We start from the raw sequence: 22,047 nt of genomic DNA on the forward strand, positions 1-22,047 counted from the left end.
CCCTGTAAGCACGTGTTAGACAATATGGAAAAGATATATTTTTTTATGGAATTATGAACATTTTATGAATTCCTGTTTTTACGGCTAATTTGTTTCTATACCCGTCCAGAACGTTTTGCCTGTTTTCGAAACAAACGATTGTATCTTTTATCAAGCTGCTCCATACTAGTATTTTTCAGCGATTTCTCTTGTCCGCTATTAGAGGCAAGACAAAGGGCTTTTTCACAATAATCAAGGGCAAGCTGCAAATCCTTTATACGATGTTCATGGATGATGGCCAATTCAATATAGGCAGAAAGCCTCTCTTGAACACCGCCACATTCAGCCACCTTTAAAAATAAATCTCTGGCCTCTTCAAAGTTATGGTCCTTTTTATGCTGATAGGCTAAAGTCAGCATTGCCCTGCCCGAGGTCACATCATGAATGGATGTCAATTTTGTTAATACCCTTTCGGCCTGCTGCTTTTCCCCCAGTGCAGCAAACCACCGGCCCACCTCATAGGTTTCTTTTCTCGTCTGGTTTTGGTCCATCCCGCATAATTGGAAAGTTAAATGGGTGTATAAGGTAACGAGTGATAATATGTCCAGCTCATTATGTTTTAAAATACCCAGCATACCTTCTGGCTTTTTGCTCTCAATGAAATCAAAGTAAATCATGGGTGCCAGATATCCAGGAATATCATCCGCTCGCTCCACACCCAGTACATCTTGTTCGACATTGGTTAACTTTATTCTGTCCAGCTTGTGTTTCCACAATCTCCTTGCCGCATGATAGATATCAAAATGGCCAAATTCGGGCAGTTTTGGCACATGCTCCCTTACAAGCGTATGCCGCGTCTTCACTTGTGGCCAATCAAACGACTTTCCATTATAAGTAACTAGTGTTTTATAATTAACTCTTTCTAAAAAACTTTGGTACAAAGGAACTTCGGCACCCGGATGCGGCAAGATATGCTGCCGCAGAATGAGCTGCCTGCCCGAAACGCTGGCATAGCCCAACAAAAAAATCGCATTACCGGTCCCTCCTCCAAGCCCTGTCGTTTCGGTATCAAAGAAAAATAACTCCTCAGCCCGAAAACCTTTAGCAGATAGTGGATGATGTATTCCTTCTTTATTCCATATATCAACCGCGGTCAGAAAATCGCGAAAGCAATAATTCCCGTGCTTTTGATCAAGCGGGTAGGCCACTTCCCGGATTAAGCAATAACTTTCATCAAAATAGTACGGAACCACCTGTTCCGCCTTCCACTGTTCCAAAAAGGGAATCTCAATGGATGGGGGTTCTGGCTTAATAGGTGTGTGGACAGGCTGGTTCCCAACTGACAGATGGGGCTTTAGCCGATTTAGTTTATTTTTTAAGGACATTGCTGCACTTCCTCGTTTGTAAAATATGCAGGGATAAAAGCGTTAATAATGGTTAGTGCATCTTGTTTTGCGGTGCTGCTAACGGTATCGGTACCGATGCATGACGGGCATCCTGATTCGCATTGGCAGTGAGTGATCATTCTTTCCGCTTCTTTAAATACGTTGCCTATATCACCATAGATTTTTTCACTTAACCCAATCCCGCCAGGATACCTGTCGTAGAAGAAAATGGTTGGTTTTTCATTATGATCCGCTTTCACCTGGGGAATGACATGAATATCCTGTGGATCTGCCATTACGAATAATGGAGCTATATGATTAAGTGCATGTGACGCACCGACTAGGCCTTGTTCGGTTCTTTCCTGCCCAAGTTCGGTTAACGGCTTATTTAATGAAACCCAAGCGGCATTCGTATGCAACTCCTCTTCCGGCAAGTGTATCGGCCCAGACCCGATATTCTCATGGGTTTCAAATTTAATTTTCTTGAAGATGGTGGCCATTGCCCTGACACTGACATCGCCAAATCCTACTTCAGAAGCTGGATTGGATTGAGTCCTATCCATTTCCAATACCTTTAACTGTACTGCTAAATTGGCATCCGTATAATAATCGACAGCCACTTCCCGTACAAAAGCTTTCTTTTCCTCCCAATCTAGTTTTTCCACTTGATACTGGGTACCTTGATGCAAGTATATCGCTTCCTCATGAAGAAGTGTCATGGACGAGAACCTGTCCATTTCTCCAATGACCCTTGCCTTGGCAACATCGGTAATATCGACGATTACGACATTTTCCTGGGAGGCGGACCGCAAACTAATATTGTGTGCCGGGAAGGAATCGTTCATCCAATACCACTTGTTCCCGTTTTGATAGAGGACTCTCTCTTCTGTTAAGTACTCCAATAGCTCTTCTGTCTCCACTGTCCCAAATGCTTCACCTTTCTTGAACGGCAACTCGTAAGCGGCGCATTTCAGATGGTCGATTAATATAATCAGATTATCAGGTTGTATTCGGGCCGTTTCCGGACTTTTATTAAAAAAGTAATCCGGGTGTTGAATAATATATTGGTCGAGTGGACTTGAACTGGCGACCATGATCACAAGTGCCTCACCGTGCCTCCGCCCAGCCCTGCCCGCTTGCTGCCAAGCGCTTGAAATCGTGCCTGGATACCCCGTCATAATACAGACCTGAAGCTGGCCGATATCCACTCCCAATTCAAGTGCGTTCGTGGAGACCACTCCATAAATGTCACCTGAGCGTAGACCTTTCTCAATTTTCCGCCGTTCCGTTGGCAGATAACCGCCCCGATAACCCATGATGGATTTTGGCCCTAATTGGTTTTTTACTAACTCTTGCAAGTAAGTCAGGATAATTTCAACCCGGACCCTGCTTCTGGCAAATACAATCGTTTGAATTTTATTTTTCAGCAGTTCCCCCGCAATTCTCCTAACCTCAAGCGTGGCACTTCTTCGGATATTTAACGGCTTATTCACGATAGGCGGGTTATAGAAGACAAAATGCTTGGTTCCGCTCGGTGCCCCATTGTTGTCTATCAGCTCCATTGGTTCCTCCGTTAACCGTTCAGCCAGCTCTAGCGGATTGGCAATAGTGGCGGAAGTACAAATGAATACCGGATGACTTCCATAATATTCGCATATCCGTTTTAATCTTCTAATCACATTGGCTACATGACTGCCGAATACCCCCCTGTACGTGTGCAGCTCGTCAATCACGACAAATTTCAGGTTTTCAAATAATGATACCCATTTCGTATGGTGCGGCAGGATGGCGGAATGCAGCATATCCGGATTCGTGATGACGACATGCCCCGCTTGCCTGACCCGTTGGCGGATATTGGCAGGGGTGTCCCCGTCATATGTATAGCTGTTGATATCAATGCCTGCGGCTTGGATGATCTCATTGATCTCACTTTTTTGGTCCTGAGCAAGCGCTTTGGTTGGGAACATGTAGAGGGCGCGTGCATTTGAATTTTGAAGGATCGTTTGCAAAACAGGAAGATTATAGCATAATGTTTTCCCGGAAGCTGTAGGAGTTACCGCTACCACACTTTTTCCGGAGGTTATCTTATCATACGCTGTCCGTTGATGAGTATAAAGCTGTTCAATCCCCTTTTGTTGAAGAGCATCCTTTAATAGCGGATGCAAATTTTCCGGCATTGGCACGGTTTGAGCCTTCGTTTCCGGAATGGTATGCCATGTCACAATATTGTCTTTAAACATTTCGCTGGATTTCAATTCTTGGATTATTTCTTGAAGGTTTTTTCTCAATTTCATGAATCTCACCCCATGCCTTTATTTTAGCGAATAAACGTTCGTGAAAAAAGAGCAATTACTGGTTTTTGGTAAAAAAATCATCGGTATTATTTACCAGGGGTATAATGGGCAGGGTTAACGATGAAATGCATAGAAAATAAAAACGCCGCAGCTGGTGTGCTGCGGTGTTTTTATAAACTGGTTGCAACGGTTCGATTACAAGGAAAGCATTTCTTGCATGTCCTCTTGGGCAGTGCCAATTAGTTTTAGATTAAACTTATCCTGAAGGACTTTTAATACACCTTCAGAGATAAATTCAGGTGGTTTTGGCCCGATACGGATATCTTGGATTCCAAGGCTGAATAATCCTAAAAGAATCGCTACCGCCTTTTGTTCAAACCATGACAACACAATGCTGACAGGCAGCTCATTCACTTCACATCCAAATGCATCAGCTAATGCCATGGCAATTTTGACTGTCGAAACGGAATTGTTGCATTGTCCCAAATCGATATAACGCGGAATATCTGTTCCTGGAACCACCCCATAGTCAACGTCGTTGAACCTGAATTTACCACAGGAAGTGGTCAATATAACGGCTTCAGGAGGCAATGAAGTCGCAAGCTCACGGTAGTACTCCCCTCCTTTTCCAGGAGCGTCACACCCAGCAATCACAAAAAACCGTTTGATTTTTCCAGCTTTCACAGCATCAATCACCTCAGGAGCCAATCCAAGGACGGTTTCATGATGGAAGCCTGTAAGCAATGTTTCATCTGATTCAATATGTGCTTCAGGGAGTTCTAAAGCCCTTTCAATTAATGGAGTGAAATCATCATTCACTATCTTTTGAACATTTTCAAGGCCAGCCACTTCATAAGAGAACATCCGGTCAGCATAGGTTCCCTTGATAGGCATAACGCAGTTTGTAGTGGCCAATATCGCTCCCGGGAACTTTTCGAAGAGTCGGCGCTGGTCATACCATGCTTTTCCGATATTACCCTTTAAATGGGAATATTTCTTCAATACCGGATAACCATGAGCAGGAAGCATCTCGGAATGGGTATAGATATTGATGCCTTTGCCTTCTGTTTGTTTTAGTAATTCCTCCAGGGCAAATAAATTGTGCCCTGTGACAACAATGCTTTTGCCTTCAATTTTATTTTGGCTGACACGGATAGGCTGCGGAATTCCCAAGCGTTCCGTATGGGCTTTATCCAATAGCTCCATCACGCGTACAGCTGATTGCCCTACTTTCATTGCCATGTCAATATGCTCTTGGAGATTAAAATTGGAATTGGTTAGTGTCATATAAAGCGCTTCATGAGTTACCGTATCGACAAATGGATCCGTGCATCCCAACTGATTGGCATGGGTACGGTAGGCAGCAATTCCCTTTAATCCGAAAATAATAGTGTCTTGTAAGCTGGCTATAGTTTCATCTTTTCCACAGACACCAATTACTTTACAACCGCCGGTTGGTGTTTGTTCACATTGATAACAGAACATGGCATTCCCTCTCTCTCGTAAATTCTTCCAACAAAAGCATACCTTTTCTGCTGAGATCATTTATGTGATAAACGTCACACCAAATTAAGTGTTCATATTATTGTCAAGATTCCGTATGTCCTCGTAACCTGATTGGGTGTCCCGGCATATATTATGGTGTGAATTTTGAAAGTGGGGGAAAGAGCATGTCAACTAATCTTCCAAGCGACAAAAATAGTGGAAAGAAACCATTTCCTGAGCCTTTTGGTGATTTTTTCAAATCTATCAACCAGATATTTAATGAACAGCCTGTAAGAGGTTTTCTGCAATCCATTGACGAGTTTTTTAATACCCCATTCCCATTCGAGCCAGGATTCCATGTAAACACCGAGGAAACAGAAAACGAATATATCGTATCGGCCGAACTCCCCGGCGTTAAAAAGGAACAAATCAATTTACACACTTCGGGTAATTCCTTAACTATATCCATCGAAAATAAGGTACTTGAAACGACTGAAGACGAACGCAGCCAAATTTACCGTCGCAAATATACACACAAACAGTCTTCACGTACAATTGTTTTGCCGATTACAGTTAAGGAAGAGAAAATCAAAGCTTCTTATCGCGACGGCCTATTACAAATCCGCATTCCCCGCGAAAAAGGAAACGTGATCCAAATAGAAGACGAATAGGGAATGCTCCTAGAAATGTAAAAAGACGGCTAAGTATTAGCCGTCTCAGATTGTCGAGAAAGGGTATCTTTCTCGGCAATTTTTTATATTGTCGAAGTCTAACCACCAGATTTTTCATTAAATATTGTGCCTGCTCAAAGTCCTGTTGATTTCCGCTCCAGGTGCTTCGCGGACCTTAGGGTGCCGGGGAGTCTCCTCGGCGCTTAGGCGCCTGCGGGGTCTCCCCTGCCCCGTACTCCCGCAGGAGTCTTCGCACCTTCCGCTCCAATCAACAGGGGAAAATAACTTTAAGTATTGCCACACACATTTTCCAGCTTGGTTAAGTGGTTGGCAAGCTTTTTCATGTTCTGGCAGGCGGCAGTAAGAAGAGCCTGTTCGCTCGCCTTCTTTAATCCCCGTAACCGACAGTAGCGAAGCCCATGCAGCTCTTTTGAGTCTGCGAAGCTTCGCTCAATTTTTTCCTTCCTAAATTTATAAAGCATTTTTCCCGATTTAGATAAGCGATTTAATCTTACCTTTTCTTTGTGCTCCTCCCAAACATGTCGTGTTACGACTTTTACCTTATTTTTTGAACGCGTCCATTGGGATAGAAGCGGGCAGTTCACACATTTCTTTGAATCAAACTTGTATTCTCTATAACCCTCACGGGTTGTTGTTTTGTACATTAACTCTTGGCTATTGGGACAAACGTACAGATCATGGTCCTTGTCGTATGTAAATCTCCATTTAGGGAATAAGCCGGTAGTAGGGTGATATCTCCTATGGGCAATTACCCCAAAGATTTTCCGATCAGAAAGTCCCCTACAAATAGGGCTAGTAAGATAACCAGAATCTAATGCAACGGCTTCTACTTTAAATCCAAATCGCTAGACCTGACGGTCCAAACGATTCAGATATGGAACAGAATCATGAACATTTCCAGGTGTAACATAAACATCGGTAATGATATTAAGCTTCATGTCTGTAGTTCGGTGATCAAGATAACAGAACATTTCTTGCTTGTTTTCACGGGACATAAATCCACATTCAGGGTCTGTTGTACTAACGCGAATTTCTTTAGTCTCTTTCACTTCCTCTCTTTCCTTTAATGGCTTTTTTCCATGATTAACTCTATCCTCCTCAACTGCTTTGTTTAAATCATCAAAATATTCGCGAGTCTCTACTTCGACCTCTTTCTTTGAAAACTTGTTCTTATTTGCGTTTGCCTTTAAATGAGTAGAATCCGTAAATAAAACACGACCACCAACCATTTTGTGGTTCATTGCCTGTAGAACAATTTCATCAAAAATCTCCTGAAAAATATCTGTATCTTTAAAACGATGTTGGCGATTCCAACTGATTGTTGAATGATGGGGCACTGGGTCATGGAATTTCAAACCTAAGAACCAGCGGTAAGCGATATTCATTTTTATTTCTCTTTCTAATTGTCGCCCGGAACGAATGCCGTATATATATCCAATAAACATCATTTTAAAAAGAATAAGTGGATCAGAGGGGCGGCCATTATCATCACTATAATAAGGACGTACTTTTTCTAGAAGAAACGAGAAATTAATATATTTATCAATTAAACGAAGAAGGTGATTGTCTGGAACCATTTCATCTATAGATACAAATTCATATTCGTTTTGAGAGGACTCTTTAGGTTTGAACATTAGGTTTCACCACTTTATTAATAATTTTGTTAATCATATTATAACAAATTAACGCGGTGAATTGTTAAAGTTAATGAACAAAATAAAGTACTGTCGAAGGTTTTTCGACAGCCTGAGACGGCTAAGTATTAGCCGTCTTTTTATGCTTTGGCTCTGTTAAACGATAATGTTAATTTTTTTAACTCTGTTGATTGGAGCAGATGAGCTCGAATCCTGCGGGAGTAAGGGGCTGGGGAGAGACCCCGCAGGCGCTTTAAGCGCCGAGGAGGCTCCCCGTCACGCCCGCGCGGGTTCGCTGAGAGACTGAAGCGGAAATAAACAGTCAAATTTAACAGAGACTATACTTTAAAGATTCCACCAAATCCCTTAACCAGCGAAGTCACCTGTGAAACAGCACTAGCCATTTGGCCTGCCGTGTTAATCATTTTGTTAAAATCAATGGACCCATCCTGTGACTTGAATGAGTTCATGATTGATTGCATCCCATTTGGTTGTTTCGGTATGAAACTTTGCTTGGGATATGGATTCATACTCGGATACCCGCCCATAGGCATATAAGGCTGGGGAATTGTTTCATCTTTTGGCTGTAAAGGGTTTTGGAACAAGAACTGTGAATCCTTATTTGAGTATGGTTGGTATGGCATACCCAAATATGGTGTTCCTGTTCCGTAATTTTGGGCAAATGGCTGGGCTGCCTGCGAGCTATAAGGATATGGTTGGGGATTCATCCACCCGTTTCCAGCCATTTGTGGATAGAATGGGTAAGTTTGTTGGCGCCACCCGAATGGATTATTCCAAGCTGTATTTTCGATATTTGGCTGCATCGCCTGTCCCGAAGATCCATAAAAGAATCGATTATTAGGGCTCATGGTACCAAACACGGGCAAACATCTCCTCTTTCTTTATCTGCTACACAGTATGAAGATTTCCCCCGATAGGTGAATCAAAAAGGATGACTGAAGTTGTCTATTCCGCTTGAATTTTGTCTAAAGTTTAAATTTTATAAAAACAAGGAATTTTTCTTTTCTATGTTACGATAAAGAAAATGGTGAAGGAGGAAAATTACATGGACGTTCGCGAATTAAAAAGTAAGTTTTTACTTTCCCGGGACTATAGTACCGAAGATGTAAATGCACTAATGGATTTTGCTAAGAAAGCCTATATTCATGACGAAATTACTATCAAAGAATATCGCCAGCTTGTCCTTGAATTAGAAAGCCAAGGTGCTAAAGCGCCTTTCGAGCAAGACTCCCTCATCGAGAATACTAAATAAAATTTACAAGAGATGCTAATCGGCATCTCTTTCCTTTTGGCTCAATTCATTTAATACCTCGGTAAGAAAATATTCAATGGTCCGATTGGCATTTAAAAACATCTTCTTGCTAGTTCCAGGAAAAAATGCCTGAATAGAATTTCTTTCGATATGCTCTGAAGTCGTGTCAATTTGTTTGAGGTGAATATACTTGGAAGTATTTCTTTTTAGCCAGTCATTCATCATGACCTGCCATTCCTCTTTTACGCACTTTACTTCGTCTGCAAATGGTTTTATGACTTTATAAAAATCTTGTTGCTGTTGTGTTTCCCGAGCTTCTTGGTAATACTTTAAACATAACTGATTATATGTTAAAAGTTTTTCTGTTAATTCAAGGAGTCTTTCCTCCATTATGATTCCCTTCAATCCTTTTTTAATTTGCTGTGTTAATTTCCGCTCCCATCAACTGGCTTACAAAAATCAACCTTAACATTTAACACATCGATAAATTAAAAGAGCAGCTATTGAAATCGGCTGCTCTTTTATATCATAACGAATTTCAAAAACCAAGTTCAAGTTTTAAGGATGAAGATACATTGGCGGAATGTGGATTTATTATGATATCTTCCTTAAGTGGGGAGTGTTTATAAATGTTTTCAAGGGCAGAGAGTTTTCTTGCAGGCATTGCTATTTTCCCTTGCTCCTGCGCATCCAGCTCGTCACGCCGGTCTGAGAATGATGCTTCAAGAACACCATCCAACTCTTCCAATTGATCATAAATCCCAGCCAGTTTGGCCATTAGCTTTTCTTTTTCATTAGGTTGTTTATACATCAAGAACCCTCCTCATGTTTTTATGCCAGAGAAAATTATTCCCTTTCCATTCCACTAGGGAACAACAATAACAAGGTCAGGACAATATGCTTTATTAACAATAATTCTCCTTCCTTATTACGCTTCCTTCATGATTGACAAAACTAGAAGTGTTTCGCTAAAGAAAGTGGCAAATAGCAATTTTCCTGACCTTAATTCGACATTTTCTCTTTCGCATGAAAAATGCAATTTCGTACAAGCTAGTAATGGAGGTGGTTTTAATGTCTAAAAAAAATCGTCAAACCAAAAATCAAGCAAAGCCGTCACAACCTGAAAAGCGCGTTGGGTACGGCGATAAAAAGCTGGAGGGGCCAAATAGCCCTGCAGAATAATGGGTATGAAAGAAGCAAGGATACCGTTCCTTGCTTTTTCATTTCCATTTTTTTATGTCCAATACTTTTTTTAGCGCGAGTAATAATTGAAGTTGATCGGACTTCGCATAGTACCAATCGGTAAGGTGAATAGGATGTTTGAACCGAGCAGCAGGTGCATGCAGCCAAAATGGCGATACATGATGATGTTTGCTCCAGTCTACGTATTCGTGTTGATGGTGTTTTACAACAGGGAAAGTTGCCCGAAGCATAGGGGTTTTTCCGGCCGTCCTGATTTTAAAGTACTGCTCATAATCAAACCGCGAACCAGTATGGGGGGTTTTATCCGCAAACTCAAAAAAATGGGGAAAAAGCCGAGGGTGAAACAAAATCCTTACCAATCTTTTTCCCAGTCCAATCCGCTTAGAAAGGGATCTAAAGCCATTTACACTAGCCCCATACACCTCTCCGCCGCATGTTGGAAACAAAACGCAACTAAAATGAAGCCAATCCTGAAAATTAAAAACAAATGAATGAAACACTTTACTTTTATAAATGGGATGTTCAATGACAGGATTCTGTATCACATTCTGTTCATTAATAATCAGTGCGGTGGTCAGCCTGTCAATATCTTTGGTCTGCCAATAATGTTGCCATTCTTTCTGAATAAACCGGGATATATGAAAATACGGAAATAAATGAAACAGGGGACGGTTTAATTTCGTCGAGTAATGGTAGAGCAGCAGCTGGGGATAGGCATCATGAAAAATAAGCCAATTGGCCCGTTCATAGGTCATAAACAGTTCCTTTCTTACTTGAGAGGAAAGAAGCTGGCGAAAAATGGAGCCTTCTAAATCACACATATTCCAACCGCCATTCCTTGACACCATACTGGCAAGAAAAGACCAAATGATATCAGGATGCTTTTTAAAATAGGAAAAATAGCCATTGGTTCTGGTAATATTATCAATATTTCTCTTTTTTGTTTCTTCTCTAATTTGACTAATGATGTTCTGTTCATGTAATGTAAGATAACTCATATCGTTTTTCCTTCACGAATTTAATAGTTTATCAAGGTAAGACAAATATCCTCTGAGAAATATGTATCATTTCTTTTCTTGACAATAACGGTACAATTATTATTAGAGTTTTCAACATGAGTTATTCTATTCAGCGAATTTTCCAATGATTTGGTATCTAAGGCATGTCTTAAAGAGGTGCATATCATGAGTGTGAATTATCCTAACGGAAAAAAGTATGTTCAAAGACAAGTGGAACCCAGGTTAAAAGTGACAAATCAAAAGAATGGAACTTTTAGTAATCGTGGGATGACACTGGAAGAAGACTTAAATGAAACCAATGAATACTATCGGAATCAAAAAATTGCGGTTATCCATAAAAAACCAACACCGATTCAGATTGTGCAGGTCGATTACCCCAAACGGAGCGCGGCTGTCATAAAAGAGGCATACTTTAAACTTGCTTCCACTACTGACTATAATGGTGTATACAAAGGAAAATATATTGATTTTGAGGCAAAGGAAACACAAAATCCAACATCGTTTCCGTTAAAAAATTTCCATCAGCATCAGATTTCCCATATGGAGGAAGTATTAAATCACAGGGGAATTTGTTTTGTCATCATTCGATTTACCAAATTTGATCAAGTATACCTGCTTGGAGCAAAGCACTTATTGACCTACTGGAACAGAATGATAAATGGAGGCCGAAAGTCCATCACAAAACAAGAAATTGAAGAAAATGGCCATTATATCCCACTGGGATATCAACCTAGAATTGACTATATTAAAGTTTTAGAAGATTTGGTTGGAAAGGAAGGAACCTCCAATGGCTGAACAATTTCAATCCAGGGAGGAACGCCGTAAGAAACTCCAAAAAAGCGGCAATCCAAAACCCAAGAAAAAGCCACGAGGACTTGCAATAAAAATCTTCCTATCTCTGGTCATGCTTGGATTTGTCGGTTTACTTGCTGGGGTTGGAACTGTTGCCTACTTGGTGAAGGATGCGCCCGAGCTTGACCCGAAATTATTAAAAGATCCTATCCCTTCGAAGATTTTAGATAAAGACGGCAAAACCATTACCGAGGTTGGTGCCGTCAATCGGGAATATGCCAGCTATGATGATATACCGACAGTGCTTGAAAATGCAATTTTGGCAACAGAGGACTATCGGTTTTATCAGCATCACGGAATTGACCCGATCCGTTTGGGAGGCGCCATCATCGCCAATTTCAGGGAAGGTTTTGGTGCTGAAGGCGGCAGTACAATTACCCAACAGGTTGTCAAGAATTCGTTTTTGACACATGAGAAAACGATAAAGCGTAAGGTTCAGGAAGCATGGCTTGCTTATCAGTTGGAACAAAAATATACCAAACACCAAATCTTTGAAATGTATGTTAACAAGGTCTTCGTATCAGAGAACAGCTATGGGATGGCTACGGCGGCTAAAATTTATTATGGCAAAGAATTAAAAGATTTATCCTTGTCGGAAGCAGCCCAAATTGCCGGAATGCCCCAAAGTCCCAACAACTACAATCCTTTTACAAATCCGGACTTAGCGGAAAAACGCCGGAATATTGTCTTATCATTAATGAAGCAGCATGGGTTTATTACAAAAGATGAGATGGAAGAAGCAATAAAAATAAAAGTGGCCGATACTGTTTTAAAACCGGAACAGCGTACTGTTAACGACAAACCTTATGATTCGTTTGTTGACCAGGTTATATCGGAAGTAAATAATAATACTGACTTTGATATTAACACAGATGGTTTGACCATTTATACAACGCTGGATTCAAATGCCCAATTATATGTGGATAAAATTTTGAACTCCGATGAAATCATTAACTATCCGGACGATCAGTATCAAGCAGGGATTGTTCTGCTTGATACAAAAACAGGAGAAATCCGGGCAATTGGGGGAGGAAGAAACCGGCAGAAGCGCGGCTTTAACTATGCTATTCAATCCCAGCGTCAGCCTGGTTCCACCATTAAGCCTGTCCTAGACTATGCCCCAGCCATCGAATACTTAAATTGGGGCACCTATCAAATGATTGAGGATAAGCCGATTACCTACTCTTCTGGTAAACAATTTGGGAACTGGGACTCCAAATATCTGGGAGCCATGACGATCCGGACTGCCTTGCAATTATCCCGGAATACCCCGGCAGTCCAAGCGTTACAGCAAGTAGGACTTGACAAAGCAAAGGACTTTGCTGTCAATTTAGGCATACCTTTAAAGGAAATATATGAATCATATGCCATTGGTGGTTTTGGGGGTAAAACGGTTGGGGTATCTCCGCTTCAAATGGCAGGAGCGTACAGTGCATTTGGCAATAACGGGATATATACCAAACCACATGCGGTTGCTAAAATTGAACTTCGTGATGGTACAGTGATGGATACTGCGCCAGAACCAAAGGTAGCCATGAAGGATTCTACTGCCTTTATGATTACAAGTATGCTTAAAAGTGTACTCGTCTCCCCAGGAACCGGTACCAGGGCCAATGTGCCTGGCGTTCCTGTTGCAGGGAAAACAGGAACTACCAACTATACAGTCGACGAAATGAAACAATGGGGAATCAAAAGCAGCAGTTCTGTCCCTGACGCATGGTTCACTGGTTATTCCACCAACTACACGGCATCGATTTGGACGGGATATGGTGATCGTAAAACACCGATTGAAGCTAAGGGTGACAACCAAAGGATCGCCCAAATGATATTTAAGAATTTAATGACGTACGTATCTAAAGATATTGAAACACCGGATTTCACGATGCCCGATAGTGTCCAGCAGGTTAGGATTGAAAAAGGATCAATGCCTCCTGCACTAGCAGGTGAATACACTCCGGATAGTGAAGTCATTACGGAATATGTAGTTAAAGGGCATGCCCCTAAAACAGTTTCTGAAAAGTATAACAAGCTTGAGACCCCTGTTAACCCGGCTGCTACTTATGATGCCGCGTCAAAGCAAATCACTTTAACATGGGAATATAAAAATGCAGTGAATGCAACCGTTCAATTTGATGTCTCCTACGATAACGGTTCTGGTTCAAAACATACCGTTGTAACAGAAAATCATTTGAGTCTTCCAGCCAACCCCGGTGAAAAATATTCATTTACGATTACCGCTATTAGCGGAAGTAACCAGAGTGATTCTGTATCGGCCTCTATCGATATCCCTCTGCCTGAAAGTGATGGCCAGGGAAATGATGGAGGAAACGGCGGTAATAACGGAAACGGAAATGGCAATGAGAATGGCAATGGCAACGGGAATGGCAACGGGAATGGCAACGGTCAAGGTAATGGGAATGGTTCAGGGACTGTCACACCGCCCGTTATAACTCCCGGAACCCAAAGCGGCCGTGGCAATGGAACATAAATAAAAAAATCGTCTAGGATTTCGACCTGGACGATTTTTTTATGCTTTCTTTGACATATAGCTTTTCCAATTCAATCATTAGTTCGGATAGCTGGCGATAGGAATGAAATAAACCGGGTCTCTTTTTTATAAACTCCAATCTCTCTTCCAAATTAATTGGTTTTATCTTTAGTTGAGGAAAAGGGACAGGCAAAAGGGAATGGGGAGCATCTTCCAGTTCATTGGTGATATATAATAAACGGATAAATAGGTAGATCCCTTGCTTCATCATCGCATCAGCATTTCTATCCTCCCGTTCCCTAAAAACCCTCTGAAGGCCTTGGTTTATTCCGTCCCATTCTGACAAAATCATTTCAAACGTCTCTTGCCGATTATTCATGAATGGTAACCTTCCCTCGCATCCGCTTCTTGCCCTCTCTGCATAAATCCAATAAAGGACAGCTTGGGCATTGGGGATTTTGAGCCTTACAATGGTATCTGCCAAAAAAAATTAACCGATGGTGCGTAACCGACCATTCGGATTTAGGAACCTTTTTCATTAATGTATTTTCAACTTCTAAGACAGAATCCTTCCATCGGCAAATTCCAAGGCGTTTACTTACCCTCTCCACATGCGTATCCACGGCAATAGCCGGAATCCCGAAAGCTACCGACACGACGACATTTGCCGTCTTTCTGCCAACGCCGGGCAGCTTAGTCAGCTCATCACGATCCTTCGGCAGTTCACCATCATACTCATTTAACAGCATCCTGCATAAACTCTGAATATTCTTTGCCTTATTGCGGTAAAGTCCTATTGAATGTATATCGTTTTGCAGTTCTTCTAGCGGTACACTCAAATAATCCTCAGGCGTCTTATATTTTTTGAATAATTCCTTTGTTACTTTATTGACAAGCGCATCCGTACATTGAGCGGATAAAGAAACGGCGATGACGAGCTCAAATGGATTGGAATGATTTAATTCGCAGTGCGCGTCGGGAAACATTTCCTCAATTTGGTCTAAACTATAACGGATTTGCGAATTATTTAGCATTTTTTTCACCTTCTTTAAAGTTTGACTCTGTTAGAATTGGGTGTTGATTTCCGCTCAAGGGGCCCCCTTTCCCCTGCCTCGTACTGCCGCAGGGGTCGAGCTTATCCACTCCAATCAACTGTGTTTAAAAGATAACAATAATTTCACTGGTCTTAGTTTGAAAGAAAAATAAACGAGAGCAGTCTCTCGTTTTTTAGGATTATTGTTCGAGCCAATTGTAAAAAGGGACCGTCGGCTGATTGGATTCATCTCTCGTTTTCCCTTTTTGCGCCTGATATTGGCGGAACTTTCGGCCATGATTTTTAGCCTGTTCAATTGTTTTAATGCCATTCTTCTTCCATTCAAAAAGAATTCTATCAATATAGCGAAAATTTAATTTTCCGGACATAACGGCTTCCTTTAAAGCTGCTTTAATAATAACAGGGTCATGGTGGTCATCGTCCAGCCACATGGCAAGGGATTCACATTCAAAAGGAGATAAAGGACGTCCGAATTCCTGCTCAAAGCAGGTATAAAGATCTGTCTCTCCCGACTTTTTCGCTGCCTCCTGTCCCTCCTTATTCGAGAGCAGGAACTGCTCTATTAGTCTTTCCCATAAAGGTTTTATGGAATACTTTTCATATCGTATACCTTCATTTGAGTACTCATCGATGATTTCAAGGAACCCCCTTTGGATCATCCTGCGAAGGGAATCATTACACTCCGCAATCGAAACGGTCATCCTGTCAGACAGTTGTTCGGGTGTAGGAAAAGAATTGCCTTTTTCTATGAAGGCCAATATATTCAGTAACAAAACAAGTTCTGTTTCGGTTAAATTCAGTTTACGATATTCAGAAAATAAAAGAGCAGGAACCGTAATGGAACCTTGTTCAAGCCAGGTTAATAGCGTATTCTTCATTTTTTAGACACCTCCTAGTTAGTATAACATGAACCAGTATTGCAAGTAAGTGTAATAGGCATCCAAGTATGGAAAGAAAAAAGCCTGCTGGTGCAGGCTTCTTCTTGATAAATAAGATTATCCTTTATTTTACTGCCTTGCTTTTTTCCTCGACAAATTGGTGCATTCTTGCAACAGCCGTTTCCAATTGGTCCAGTGCGGCTGCATAGGAAAGACGAATATTATCCGGAGTACCAAATCCGGAACCTGGCACAACGGCAACTTTGGCTTCGACAAGCAATCCCTCCACGAATTCATCCACACTCTTGTATCCTGTCAATTCAGCTGCTTGTTTGACATTCGGATAAAGATAGAAAGCGCCCTGAGGCTTCACACAAGTAAATCCAGGAATGGCCACCAACTTATCATAAATAATTTCCAGCCTATCTTCAAAGGCTTGGCGCATCTCCTCCACTGTCTCTTGCGAACCAGTATAGGCGGCAATGGCCGCATATTGTGCTGTAGTGGTTGGATTGGATGTACTATGGCTAGCAAGGTTCGTCATGGCCTTGATGATTTGTTTGTTTCCGGCCGCATATCCAATTCTCCAACCTGTCATGGAATGTGATTTTGATACACCATTAATGACAATCGTCTGCTCCTTTAATTCAGGAGAAAGCTGGGCAATTGACACATGCTTGGCCTCACCATAAATCAACTTTTCATAAATTTCATCGGAAACGATGAGAATATCTTTTTCCAGACAAACCTTTCCTAACTCCAGCAGTTCTTCTGCCGAATAAATGACTCCTGTAGGGTTGCTTGGCGAATTAATAATCACGGCCTTTGTTCTGCCGGTAATTGCGTTTCTTAGCTGGTCAGGGGTGATTTTAAAATGATTCGCTTCTGAACCCTCAATAAATACAGGAACCCCACCGGCAAGCTTTACTTGTTCCGGATAACTAACCCAGTATGGAGTAGGGATAATCACCTCATCATCTTCATTTAACAGCACTTGAAAAAGTGTGTAAAGCGCATGCTTGGCGCCGCTTCCCACGATAATTTCGCTCGATTCATAGTTTAAGCCTTGATCATTTTTAAATTTATTGACAATGGCCATCTTCAATGCTGGCAAACCCGCTGATGGTGTATATTTCGTTTGTCCTTCATTCATTGATTGGATGGCGGCATTTAAGATATATTGCGGCGTGTTAAAGTCTGGTTCACCTGCCCCCAACCCAATGACGTCCACACCCTGCTGCTTCAGTTCCTTTGCTTTTGCTGTGATTGCTAGTGTGGCAGAAGGCGTCAGCGCCATTACCCGCTTTGCTAATTCGATTGCCATTACCTGTTCCTCCATTCATATCCATCTATAAATTTTCAATTTGTTTCAGCCATTCCCCTGTTTCAAAATGAACATAATAATAGTTTATTAAATTATCTTTTGAACGGTAATAAATTTCCCATAATGGGATGTTTTTTTCCATTCCCAGCCGGATCGAAATAATTTTCACAGGACTCTTCTCATCTATCAGTTTTTGAACGGCTTCCTCTTTGGTAAGTCCTGAACTGGCTTTTTTCACAAATACTTTCTTAGTTTTTTCGGGAATCCAGACAATAATTTTTTTACCTTGTTGGTTTTTCCCTTCAATCACATTCACTGTCTCCAGACCATTGTAAATATGAAAATCATTTACCTGACTGATCTTAACCTTATTGCCAGCAAGTTCCACCGCTTTTTTTTCAGCAGTCTTTACAGGTTCCATTGCAGTTATATAAACTTTTATGGACATGCCCACAATAGCCACTATCACCACAATAAAAATAATAATCCATTTTTTCAAATTCATTCACTCACTATGTACATTTTATTAAACATTATGCTTGTTCTTTGGCGCTGCTTATAATCCAATCTTCCTTTCCATCCAGTTTACTTCTGTTATTTCGTAAAGTCTTTATTCGGATAAAATCCTCTCAACTATTATAACAGGTAATTTTAAAACTTGCCCTGAATCTACTGGAGTTTTAAAACAAAAAATTGAATTAATTTGCTTCCTTTTCTCTTGGTATGGTGAAAATTTCATATTTGGACTCAGAAAATTTTAAAGTCACCGTTCCATGCCTTTTAGTGGAATAAACTTCAGACCACGTTTGGCGCAGGCTCGAAATCATATCCGTATCAGAGAGGTCCTCGGATGTAAATAAAATGGATATTTCCGGATTTAAATAGGTAATCAACTCTTCTGAAAGAGATGATTCCTTATCGAGATTGGGTATTTTTAAGACGGTAATATTTCCAAGGTCCCTTGACATAAGAGTTTCTTCTGCACGGCTGCTAAAGGATGACAGAAAGAACAATCGATTACCAAAAAAATCCAGTGTAAGATCCAAGCCTTCATTCTGTCCGCTGCCGGCAAATTGGACTTCTGACATTAATTCGGGAAGAATCTCACTTTTCTTCCCTTGTTCCCAGGCATGGACAGAAACTTGGTATTGTTCATCTATTTCACTTACAACATTGGGATAGGCGCCTGGAAATGTGATGATTTCCCCAATCTTATAATTTGCAATCAGGTCGTTGAGTCTGTGGGCAGAAAGATGTTTGCTCTCCTTCGTTAAAATCAAAGTGTGAATTGTCTTTACATCATATAATTTAAGCCATCTGTTTAATTCTTTCTCCGTATCTTGACCGCCCATATCAACTAATATGGCTTTACCCTCCGGTCCCTGGATGAGAGTCGCTTCTCCCGCAGTCAAACCAATAAATGTAACGGCCATTTCATGGTCTTTTAAATTCAATTTAATATTTTCCACGTTGCCTGAATGAATCGTTTCGGCTGTGACAACGAAACTGAACAAAAAAACAAGCGGTAAAAATATAAGCAGTGTTCGCATATACACACCTCCATAAGGTATAGTATGCGTATTTTTCCAGATTTTATCATAACCACGTATGGACAACCTCAATTAATTCATCCATTGGGCCCGTTTTCATGGTCACAGGAGGAATAGATGCCAAGAAGTGTTTCCCATATTTCGTTGTAATAATTCGCTTATCGAAAACGACCATGATGCCCCTGTCCGTTTCAGATCGGATTAATCGGCCAAACCCTTGCTTAAACCGCAGAATGGCTTCCGGAAGTGCATATTCGCTAAAGGAGTTGCCGCCTTGTTCTTCGATAATTTGACATTTTGCTTGGGTAATCGGTTCTTCCGGTGGACTAAACGGAAGCCTGACCATAACCAAACAAGATAAATCCTCCCCAGGAATATCTACCCCTTCCCAAAAACTTCCTGTCCCAAACAATATAGCTTTTTCAAACCGCTGAAAGCTTCTTGTAAGCCTAGTGGGACTGCCGCCGGTAATCCCTTGGGCAATCAGCACATAATCTTCCAGGAATCCACTTTCCCGGATTAATTCGTAAGTCTTCCTCAACATGTCATAGGCCGTGAAAAGAATCAGCATTCTACCTTTGGTTGCTTCTGCTATACTGATAATTTGTTCTGAAATGGCAACCACATACTCATCCAATGACACTGAATTCACTTCAGGGAGATCAGTCGGGATTACCATTTGCACTTGTCTTTTATACTCAAAAGGTGACGGGATTACCAACTGATGGACTCCATCAGGACTAAGGCCTATTTCTTTCATGATATAGTCAAAAGATTGATTAACCGTTAATGTAGCAGAGGTAATTACAACCCCCTGTTTTACAGAAAAAAACTTTTCATGGAGAGTTGCGGCAACCGAAGCAGGCTGCGCCATGAACGCCGTTACGTTTTGCGGCGAGCGAAAATCAATCTCAATCCATTTAACATTATTAGTATCTTTCATGAAACAACTCTTTACGGTATTTTTCAAGTCCGTTACTTCATTTAACCAGAGATGAAGGTCAGTTATAATCATTTCCTGTTCATTGGTATACACCGTTTGCTGGCTGCTCAACCATTCCATCCGCGCCTCTGCCATTGTTTGAAGATCCGATAGTGCAAATGCTAACCGTTCCGCGCTATGAACAAGAGCTTTACCTTGTTTACTGGTGTCGGTATTAGAAAAGCGGATTTTTGTCCGGAAAGAAGTGCTTGTACCGATTTGTTTGGACTTGGCGAAAACACCAACCAGTTTAAAAAATTCATCCATTTCATAGGTTAAATGTGCCATCAGTTCATTTACTTCAAAAGTATGTGGCAATTCCGCCGGTGTATCAGGAAGTGCCTCAAGCATTTTTTCCAATTTATAGAATAACTGCCCCTGTTCATATTGACCAAATTGTCCCAACAGCAGACGGGTAGAAAAATAATCGAGCGAATACCCAAAAAATTGAGCCGCTGATTTCTCAAGATGATGCCCTTCATCAATAATGGCGAAATCATAATTTGGCAGAATTGAGCCGTGTTCCTTTATATCACTTAATAACAAGGAGTGGTTGGTAATAATAATATCTGAGGACTCCGCCTTTGATTTAGCCAGCTTGTAAAAGTCCCGATCTTGCCAAGCTTGATTCTCAGGGAAAACCTGCGTTTCATTTTTGATTTTATTCCAATAAATCAATCCACCGCTGGATAGATTTAATTCATCCTTGTCACCCGTTTCTGTCTCTGTCAACCAAACGAGGATTTGCATTTTAGTCAGTGTGGTGTCGTAGTTATCATCTTCATCCAGTAAGGTCAGATAAAACTTCTCCAAACTTAGATAATGTTTTTTTCCCTTCAATATGACAGCATTAACCTCGAAAGAAAGCATTTTATTCAATTGGGGTATCTCTTTTTTTAATATTTGATCCTGCAATTGGATGGTGTGGGTACTCACTATAATCGGTTTTTGGTGCTGTCTGGAAAAGTAGGCAGCCGGCAATAGATACCCAAGTGATTTGCCAATCCCGGTGCCTGCCTCGATTAAGGTATGGGCCTTCGTCTGAAAGGCATTGTATACCGCATCCATTATTTTAAATTGACCGGATCTTTTTGTGTATGTCTCTAATCCCTTACTGAGCACCGCCAGCTTATCGGTATCACTAGCCGGATAGGCATACTCATTATTACCTTCTGATAATCCCGCTTTCTGATCACGTTTCCTTAATGCCAATCCATTAATTATTTCCACAGAAGCCCCAGCTTGTACATCTTGGTCCTCCAATTTTAACTGCAGTTCATCAAGTAACAACTGCAAATCACTTTTAAGCCCGCCAGAAAGCGGCAGAAGATGCTGAAGGGTAACAGGCGGGAGTTTTGATAGCCGCTCTAACAACAGCAGAAACAATTCTGCTGTCACTTCCGCATCACTATCGGCTTGATGAGGGCGATTATGATTAAGGTTTTCTTTTTCGGCCAAATCGGAGAGCTTGTAACTGTCCGCAGTAGGGTATAAAATTCTTGCCATTTCTACTGTATCTAGAACAGAACCATAAAATCCTCCAAACCCTGCTTGAATCAATTCCTCCTGCAGGAAGGATAAATCAAATAAAACATTATGGGCAACAAAATAAGCATCCTCTAATAAAAATGATACCTTTTCGGCTATTTCCGAAAATAACGGGGCATCCTTTACCATTTCATCGTTTATGCCCGTTAACTCTTCAATAAACACCGGGATGGACTTTTGGGGATTGACAAGCGACGAAAATCTTTCAGTGATTTTGCCATTTACAATGACCACTGCCGCAAACTGAATAATTTTGTCACCCTTCTTCGGAAGGTTTCCTGTCGTTTCCAAATCAATTACTACAAATTTATTTACCATTTCAATAAACACCCCAAAACTTCTCGTTCCATTAACGATATGCGTCTGACAGTTACAAAAAATTGTCGGAGGCATACCATTTTCACTTA

General features: G+C 41.1%; 18 protein-coding genes and 1 pseudogene. 4 read left to right on the plus strand and 15 right to left on the minus strand.

Features of this window, described 5'->3' with window-relative positions; translation table 11 throughout:
- Positions 1-95: 95 nt before the first annotated feature.
- The 3 genes from ACY8D0_RS18615 to hcp form a co-directional block, all read right to left on the minus strand.
- Positions 96-1,364, minus strand: a complete 1,269-nt coding sequence (locus ACY8D0_RS18615; protein ID WP_462411992.1) for a ribonuclease H-like domain-containing protein — start codon at positions 1,362-1,364, stop codon at positions 96-98.
- Entirely contained in the window at positions 1,355-3,658 is a 2,304-nt protein-coding gene (locus ACY8D0_RS18620) for a DEAD/DEAH box helicase (protein ID WP_462411993.1), read from the minus strand. Before ACY8D0_RS18620 ends, ACY8D0_RS18615 begins: the two co-directional genes overlap by 10 nt.
- Before the next feature lie 195 nt (positions 3,659-3,853).
- A complete protein-coding gene (gene hcp, locus ACY8D0_RS18625; protein WP_462411994.1) occupies positions 3,854-5,143 on the minus strand; it encodes a hydroxylamine reductase in 1,290 nt (429 codons plus the stop codon).
- A gap of 185 nt (positions 5,144-5,328) precedes the next feature.
- On the opposite strand from hcp, the gene ACY8D0_RS18630 reads away from it, so the two are divergent.
- Positions 5,329-5,814 (plus strand): Hsp20/alpha crystallin family protein, encoded by a 486-nt coding sequence (locus ACY8D0_RS18630; RefSeq protein WP_462411995.1) that lies wholly within the window; start codon positions 5,329-5,331, stop codon positions 5,812-5,814.
- Between the two features lie 287 nt (positions 5,815-6,101).
- Here ACY8D0_RS18630 and ACY8D0_RS18635 read toward each other — a convergent pair.
- Positions 6,102-7,469: pseudogene (locus ACY8D0_RS18635) on the minus strand (IS1182 family transposase).
- A 338-nt stretch (positions 7,470-7,807) separates the two neighbouring features.
- Positions 7,808-8,350, minus strand: coding sequence for a YppG family protein (locus ACY8D0_RS18640; protein ID WP_462411996.1), 543 nt, complete (start codon positions 8,348-8,350; stop codon positions 7,808-7,810).
- A 185-nt stretch (positions 8,351-8,535) separates the two neighbouring features.
- Here ACY8D0_RS18640 and yppF point away from each other — a divergent pair, with 185 nt between their 5' ends.
- Positions 8,536-8,742 carry a YppF family protein gene (gene yppF, locus ACY8D0_RS18645; protein ID WP_462411997.1) on the plus strand — a complete coding sequence of 69 codons (207 nt, stop codon included), beginning with the start codon at positions 8,536-8,538 and terminating at the stop codon, positions 8,740-8,742.
- Between the two features lie 15 nt (positions 8,743-8,757).
- On the opposite strand, the gene ACY8D0_RS18650 is transcribed toward yppF, so the two are convergent.
- From ACY8D0_RS18650 to ACY8D0_RS18660, 3 genes are all read right to left on the minus strand, one after another.
- Positions 8,758-9,132, minus strand: a complete 375-nt coding sequence (locus tag ACY8D0_RS18650; protein ID WP_462411998.1) for a DUF1798 family protein — start codon at positions 9,130-9,132, stop codon at positions 8,758-8,760.
- A gap of 148 nt (positions 9,133-9,280) precedes the next feature.
- On the minus strand, positions 9,281-9,553 hold the full coding sequence (locus ACY8D0_RS18655; RefSeq protein WP_462411999.1) for a hypothetical protein: 273 nt from the start codon (positions 9,551-9,553) through the stop codon (positions 9,281-9,283).
- A gap of 409 nt (positions 9,554-9,962) precedes the next feature.
- A complete protein-coding gene (locus tag ACY8D0_RS18660) occupies positions 9,963-10,943 on the minus strand; it encodes a DUF2515 domain-containing protein (protein ID WP_462412000.1) in 981 nt (326 codons plus the stop codon).
- Between the two features lie 186 nt (positions 10,944-11,129).
- On the opposite strand from ACY8D0_RS18660, the gene recU reads away from it, so the two are divergent.
- Positions 11,130-11,759 carry a Holliday junction resolvase RecU gene (gene recU / locus ACY8D0_RS18665; protein ID WP_462412001.1) on the plus strand — a complete coding sequence of 210 codons (630 nt, stop codon included), beginning with the start codon at positions 11,130-11,132 and terminating at the stop codon, positions 11,757-11,759.
- Positions 11,752-14,304 carry a transglycosylase domain-containing protein gene (locus ACY8D0_RS18670; RefSeq protein ID WP_462412002.1) on the plus strand — a complete coding sequence of 851 codons (2,553 nt, stop codon included), beginning with the start codon at positions 11,752-11,754 and terminating at the stop codon, positions 14,302-14,304. Before recU ends, ACY8D0_RS18670 begins: the two co-directional genes overlap by 8 nt.
- Positions 14,305-14,317: 13 nt before the next feature.
- Here the strand turns inward: ACY8D0_RS18670 and ACY8D0_RS18675 are convergent, their stop codons facing one another.
- The 7 genes from ACY8D0_RS18675 to dinG all read right to left on the minus strand — a co-directional run bounded on the left by ACY8D0_RS18675 (position 14,318) and on the right by dinG (position 21,958).
- A complete protein-coding gene (locus ACY8D0_RS18675) occupies positions 14,318-14,683 on the minus strand; it encodes a YpoC family protein (RefSeq protein WP_462412003.1) in 366 nt (121 codons plus the stop codon).
- Positions 14,676-15,338: an endonuclease III gene (nth, locus tag ACY8D0_RS18680; RefSeq protein ID WP_462412004.1), complete on the minus strand. Its 663-nt coding sequence runs from the start codon at positions 15,336-15,338 to the stop codon at positions 14,676-14,678. Before nth ends, ACY8D0_RS18675 begins: the two co-directional genes overlap by 8 nt.
- Before the next feature lie 199 nt (positions 15,339-15,537).
- Positions 15,538-16,236, minus strand: coding sequence for a DnaD domain-containing protein (locus ACY8D0_RS18685; protein ID WP_462412005.1), 699 nt, complete (start codon positions 16,234-16,236; stop codon positions 15,538-15,540).
- A 124-nt stretch (positions 16,237-16,360) separates the two neighbouring features.
- Positions 16,361-17,554: a pyridoxal phosphate-dependent aminotransferase gene (locus ACY8D0_RS18690; RefSeq protein ID WP_462412504.1), complete on the minus strand. Its 1,194-nt coding sequence runs from the start codon at positions 17,552-17,554 to the stop codon at positions 16,361-16,363.
- Positions 17,555-17,585: 31 nt separating this feature from the next.
- Positions 17,586-18,059 (minus strand): cell wall elongation regulator TseB-like domain-containing protein, encoded by a 474-nt coding sequence (locus tag ACY8D0_RS18695; RefSeq protein WP_462412006.1) that lies wholly within the window; start codon positions 18,057-18,059, stop codon positions 17,586-17,588.
- 199 nt (positions 18,060-18,258) lie between these two features.
- Positions 18,259-19,110, minus strand: coding sequence for a ComEC/Rec2 family competence protein (locus ACY8D0_RS18700; RefSeq protein ID WP_462412007.1), 852 nt, complete (start codon positions 19,108-19,110; stop codon positions 18,259-18,261).
- A gap of 46 nt (positions 19,111-19,156) precedes the next feature.
- Positions 19,157-21,958, minus strand: coding sequence for an ATP-dependent DNA helicase DinG (gene dinG / locus ACY8D0_RS18705; protein ID WP_462412008.1), 2,802 nt, complete (start codon positions 21,956-21,958; stop codon positions 19,157-19,159).
- Positions 21,959-22,047 lie beyond the last annotated feature (89 nt).

This window comes from Neobacillus camarae, assembly GCF_054950115.1.

Coding starts and splice junctions, on each gene's coding strand:
- ACY8D0_RS18655 (WP_462411999.1), bottom strand. CDS start 9,553: ATGTATAAACAACCTAATGAAAAAGAAAAGCTAATGGCCAAACTGGCT.
- ACY8D0_RS18615 (WP_462411992.1), bottom strand. CDS start 1,364: ATGTCCTTAAAAAATAAACTAAATCGGCTAAAGCCCCATCTGTCAGTT.
- ACY8D0_RS18660 (WP_462412000.1), bottom strand. CDS start 10,943: ATGAGTTATCTTACATTACATGAACAGAACATCATTAGTCAAATTAGA.
- ACY8D0_RS18675 (WP_462412003.1), bottom strand. CDS start 14,683: ATGAATAATCGGCAAGAGACGTTTGAAATGATTTTGTCAGAATGGGAC.
- hcp (WP_462411994.1), bottom strand. CDS start 5,143: ATGTTCTGTTATCAATGTGAACAAACACCAACCGGCGGTTGTAAAGTA.
- ACY8D0_RS18630 (WP_462411995.1), top strand. CDS start 5,329: ATGTCAACTAATCTTCCAAGCGACAAAAATAGTGGAAAGAAACCATTT.
- ACY8D0_RS18650 (WP_462411998.1), bottom strand. CDS start 9,132: ATGGAGGAAAGACTCCTTGAATTAACAGAAAAACTTTTAACATATAAT.
- dinG (WP_462412008.1), bottom strand. CDS start 21,958: ATGGTAAATAAATTTGTAGTAATTGATTTGGAAACGACAGGAAACCTT.
- recU (WP_462412001.1), top strand. CDS start 11,130: ATGAGTGTGAATTATCCTAACGGAAAAAAGTATGTTCAAAGACAAGTG.
- yppF (WP_462411997.1), top strand. CDS start 8,536: ATGGACGTTCGCGAATTAAAAAGTAAGTTTTTACTTTCCCGGGACTAT.
- ACY8D0_RS18620 (WP_462411993.1), bottom strand. CDS start 3,658: ATGAAATTGAGAAAAAACCTTCAAGAAATAATCCAAGAATTGAAATCC.
- ACY8D0_RS18670 (WP_462412002.1), top strand. CDS start 11,752: ATGGCTGAACAATTTCAATCCAGGGAGGAACGCCGTAAGAAACTCCAA.
- ACY8D0_RS18685 (WP_462412005.1), bottom strand. CDS start 16,236: ATGAAGAATACGCTATTAACCTGGCTTGAACAAGGTTCCATTACGGTT.
- ACY8D0_RS18700 (WP_462412007.1), bottom strand. CDS start 19,110: ATGCGAACACTGCTTATATTTTTACCGCTTGTTTTTTTGTTCAGTTTC.
- nth (WP_462412004.1), bottom strand. CDS start 15,338: ATGCTAAATAATTCGCAAATCCGTTATAGTTTAGACCAAATTGAGGAA.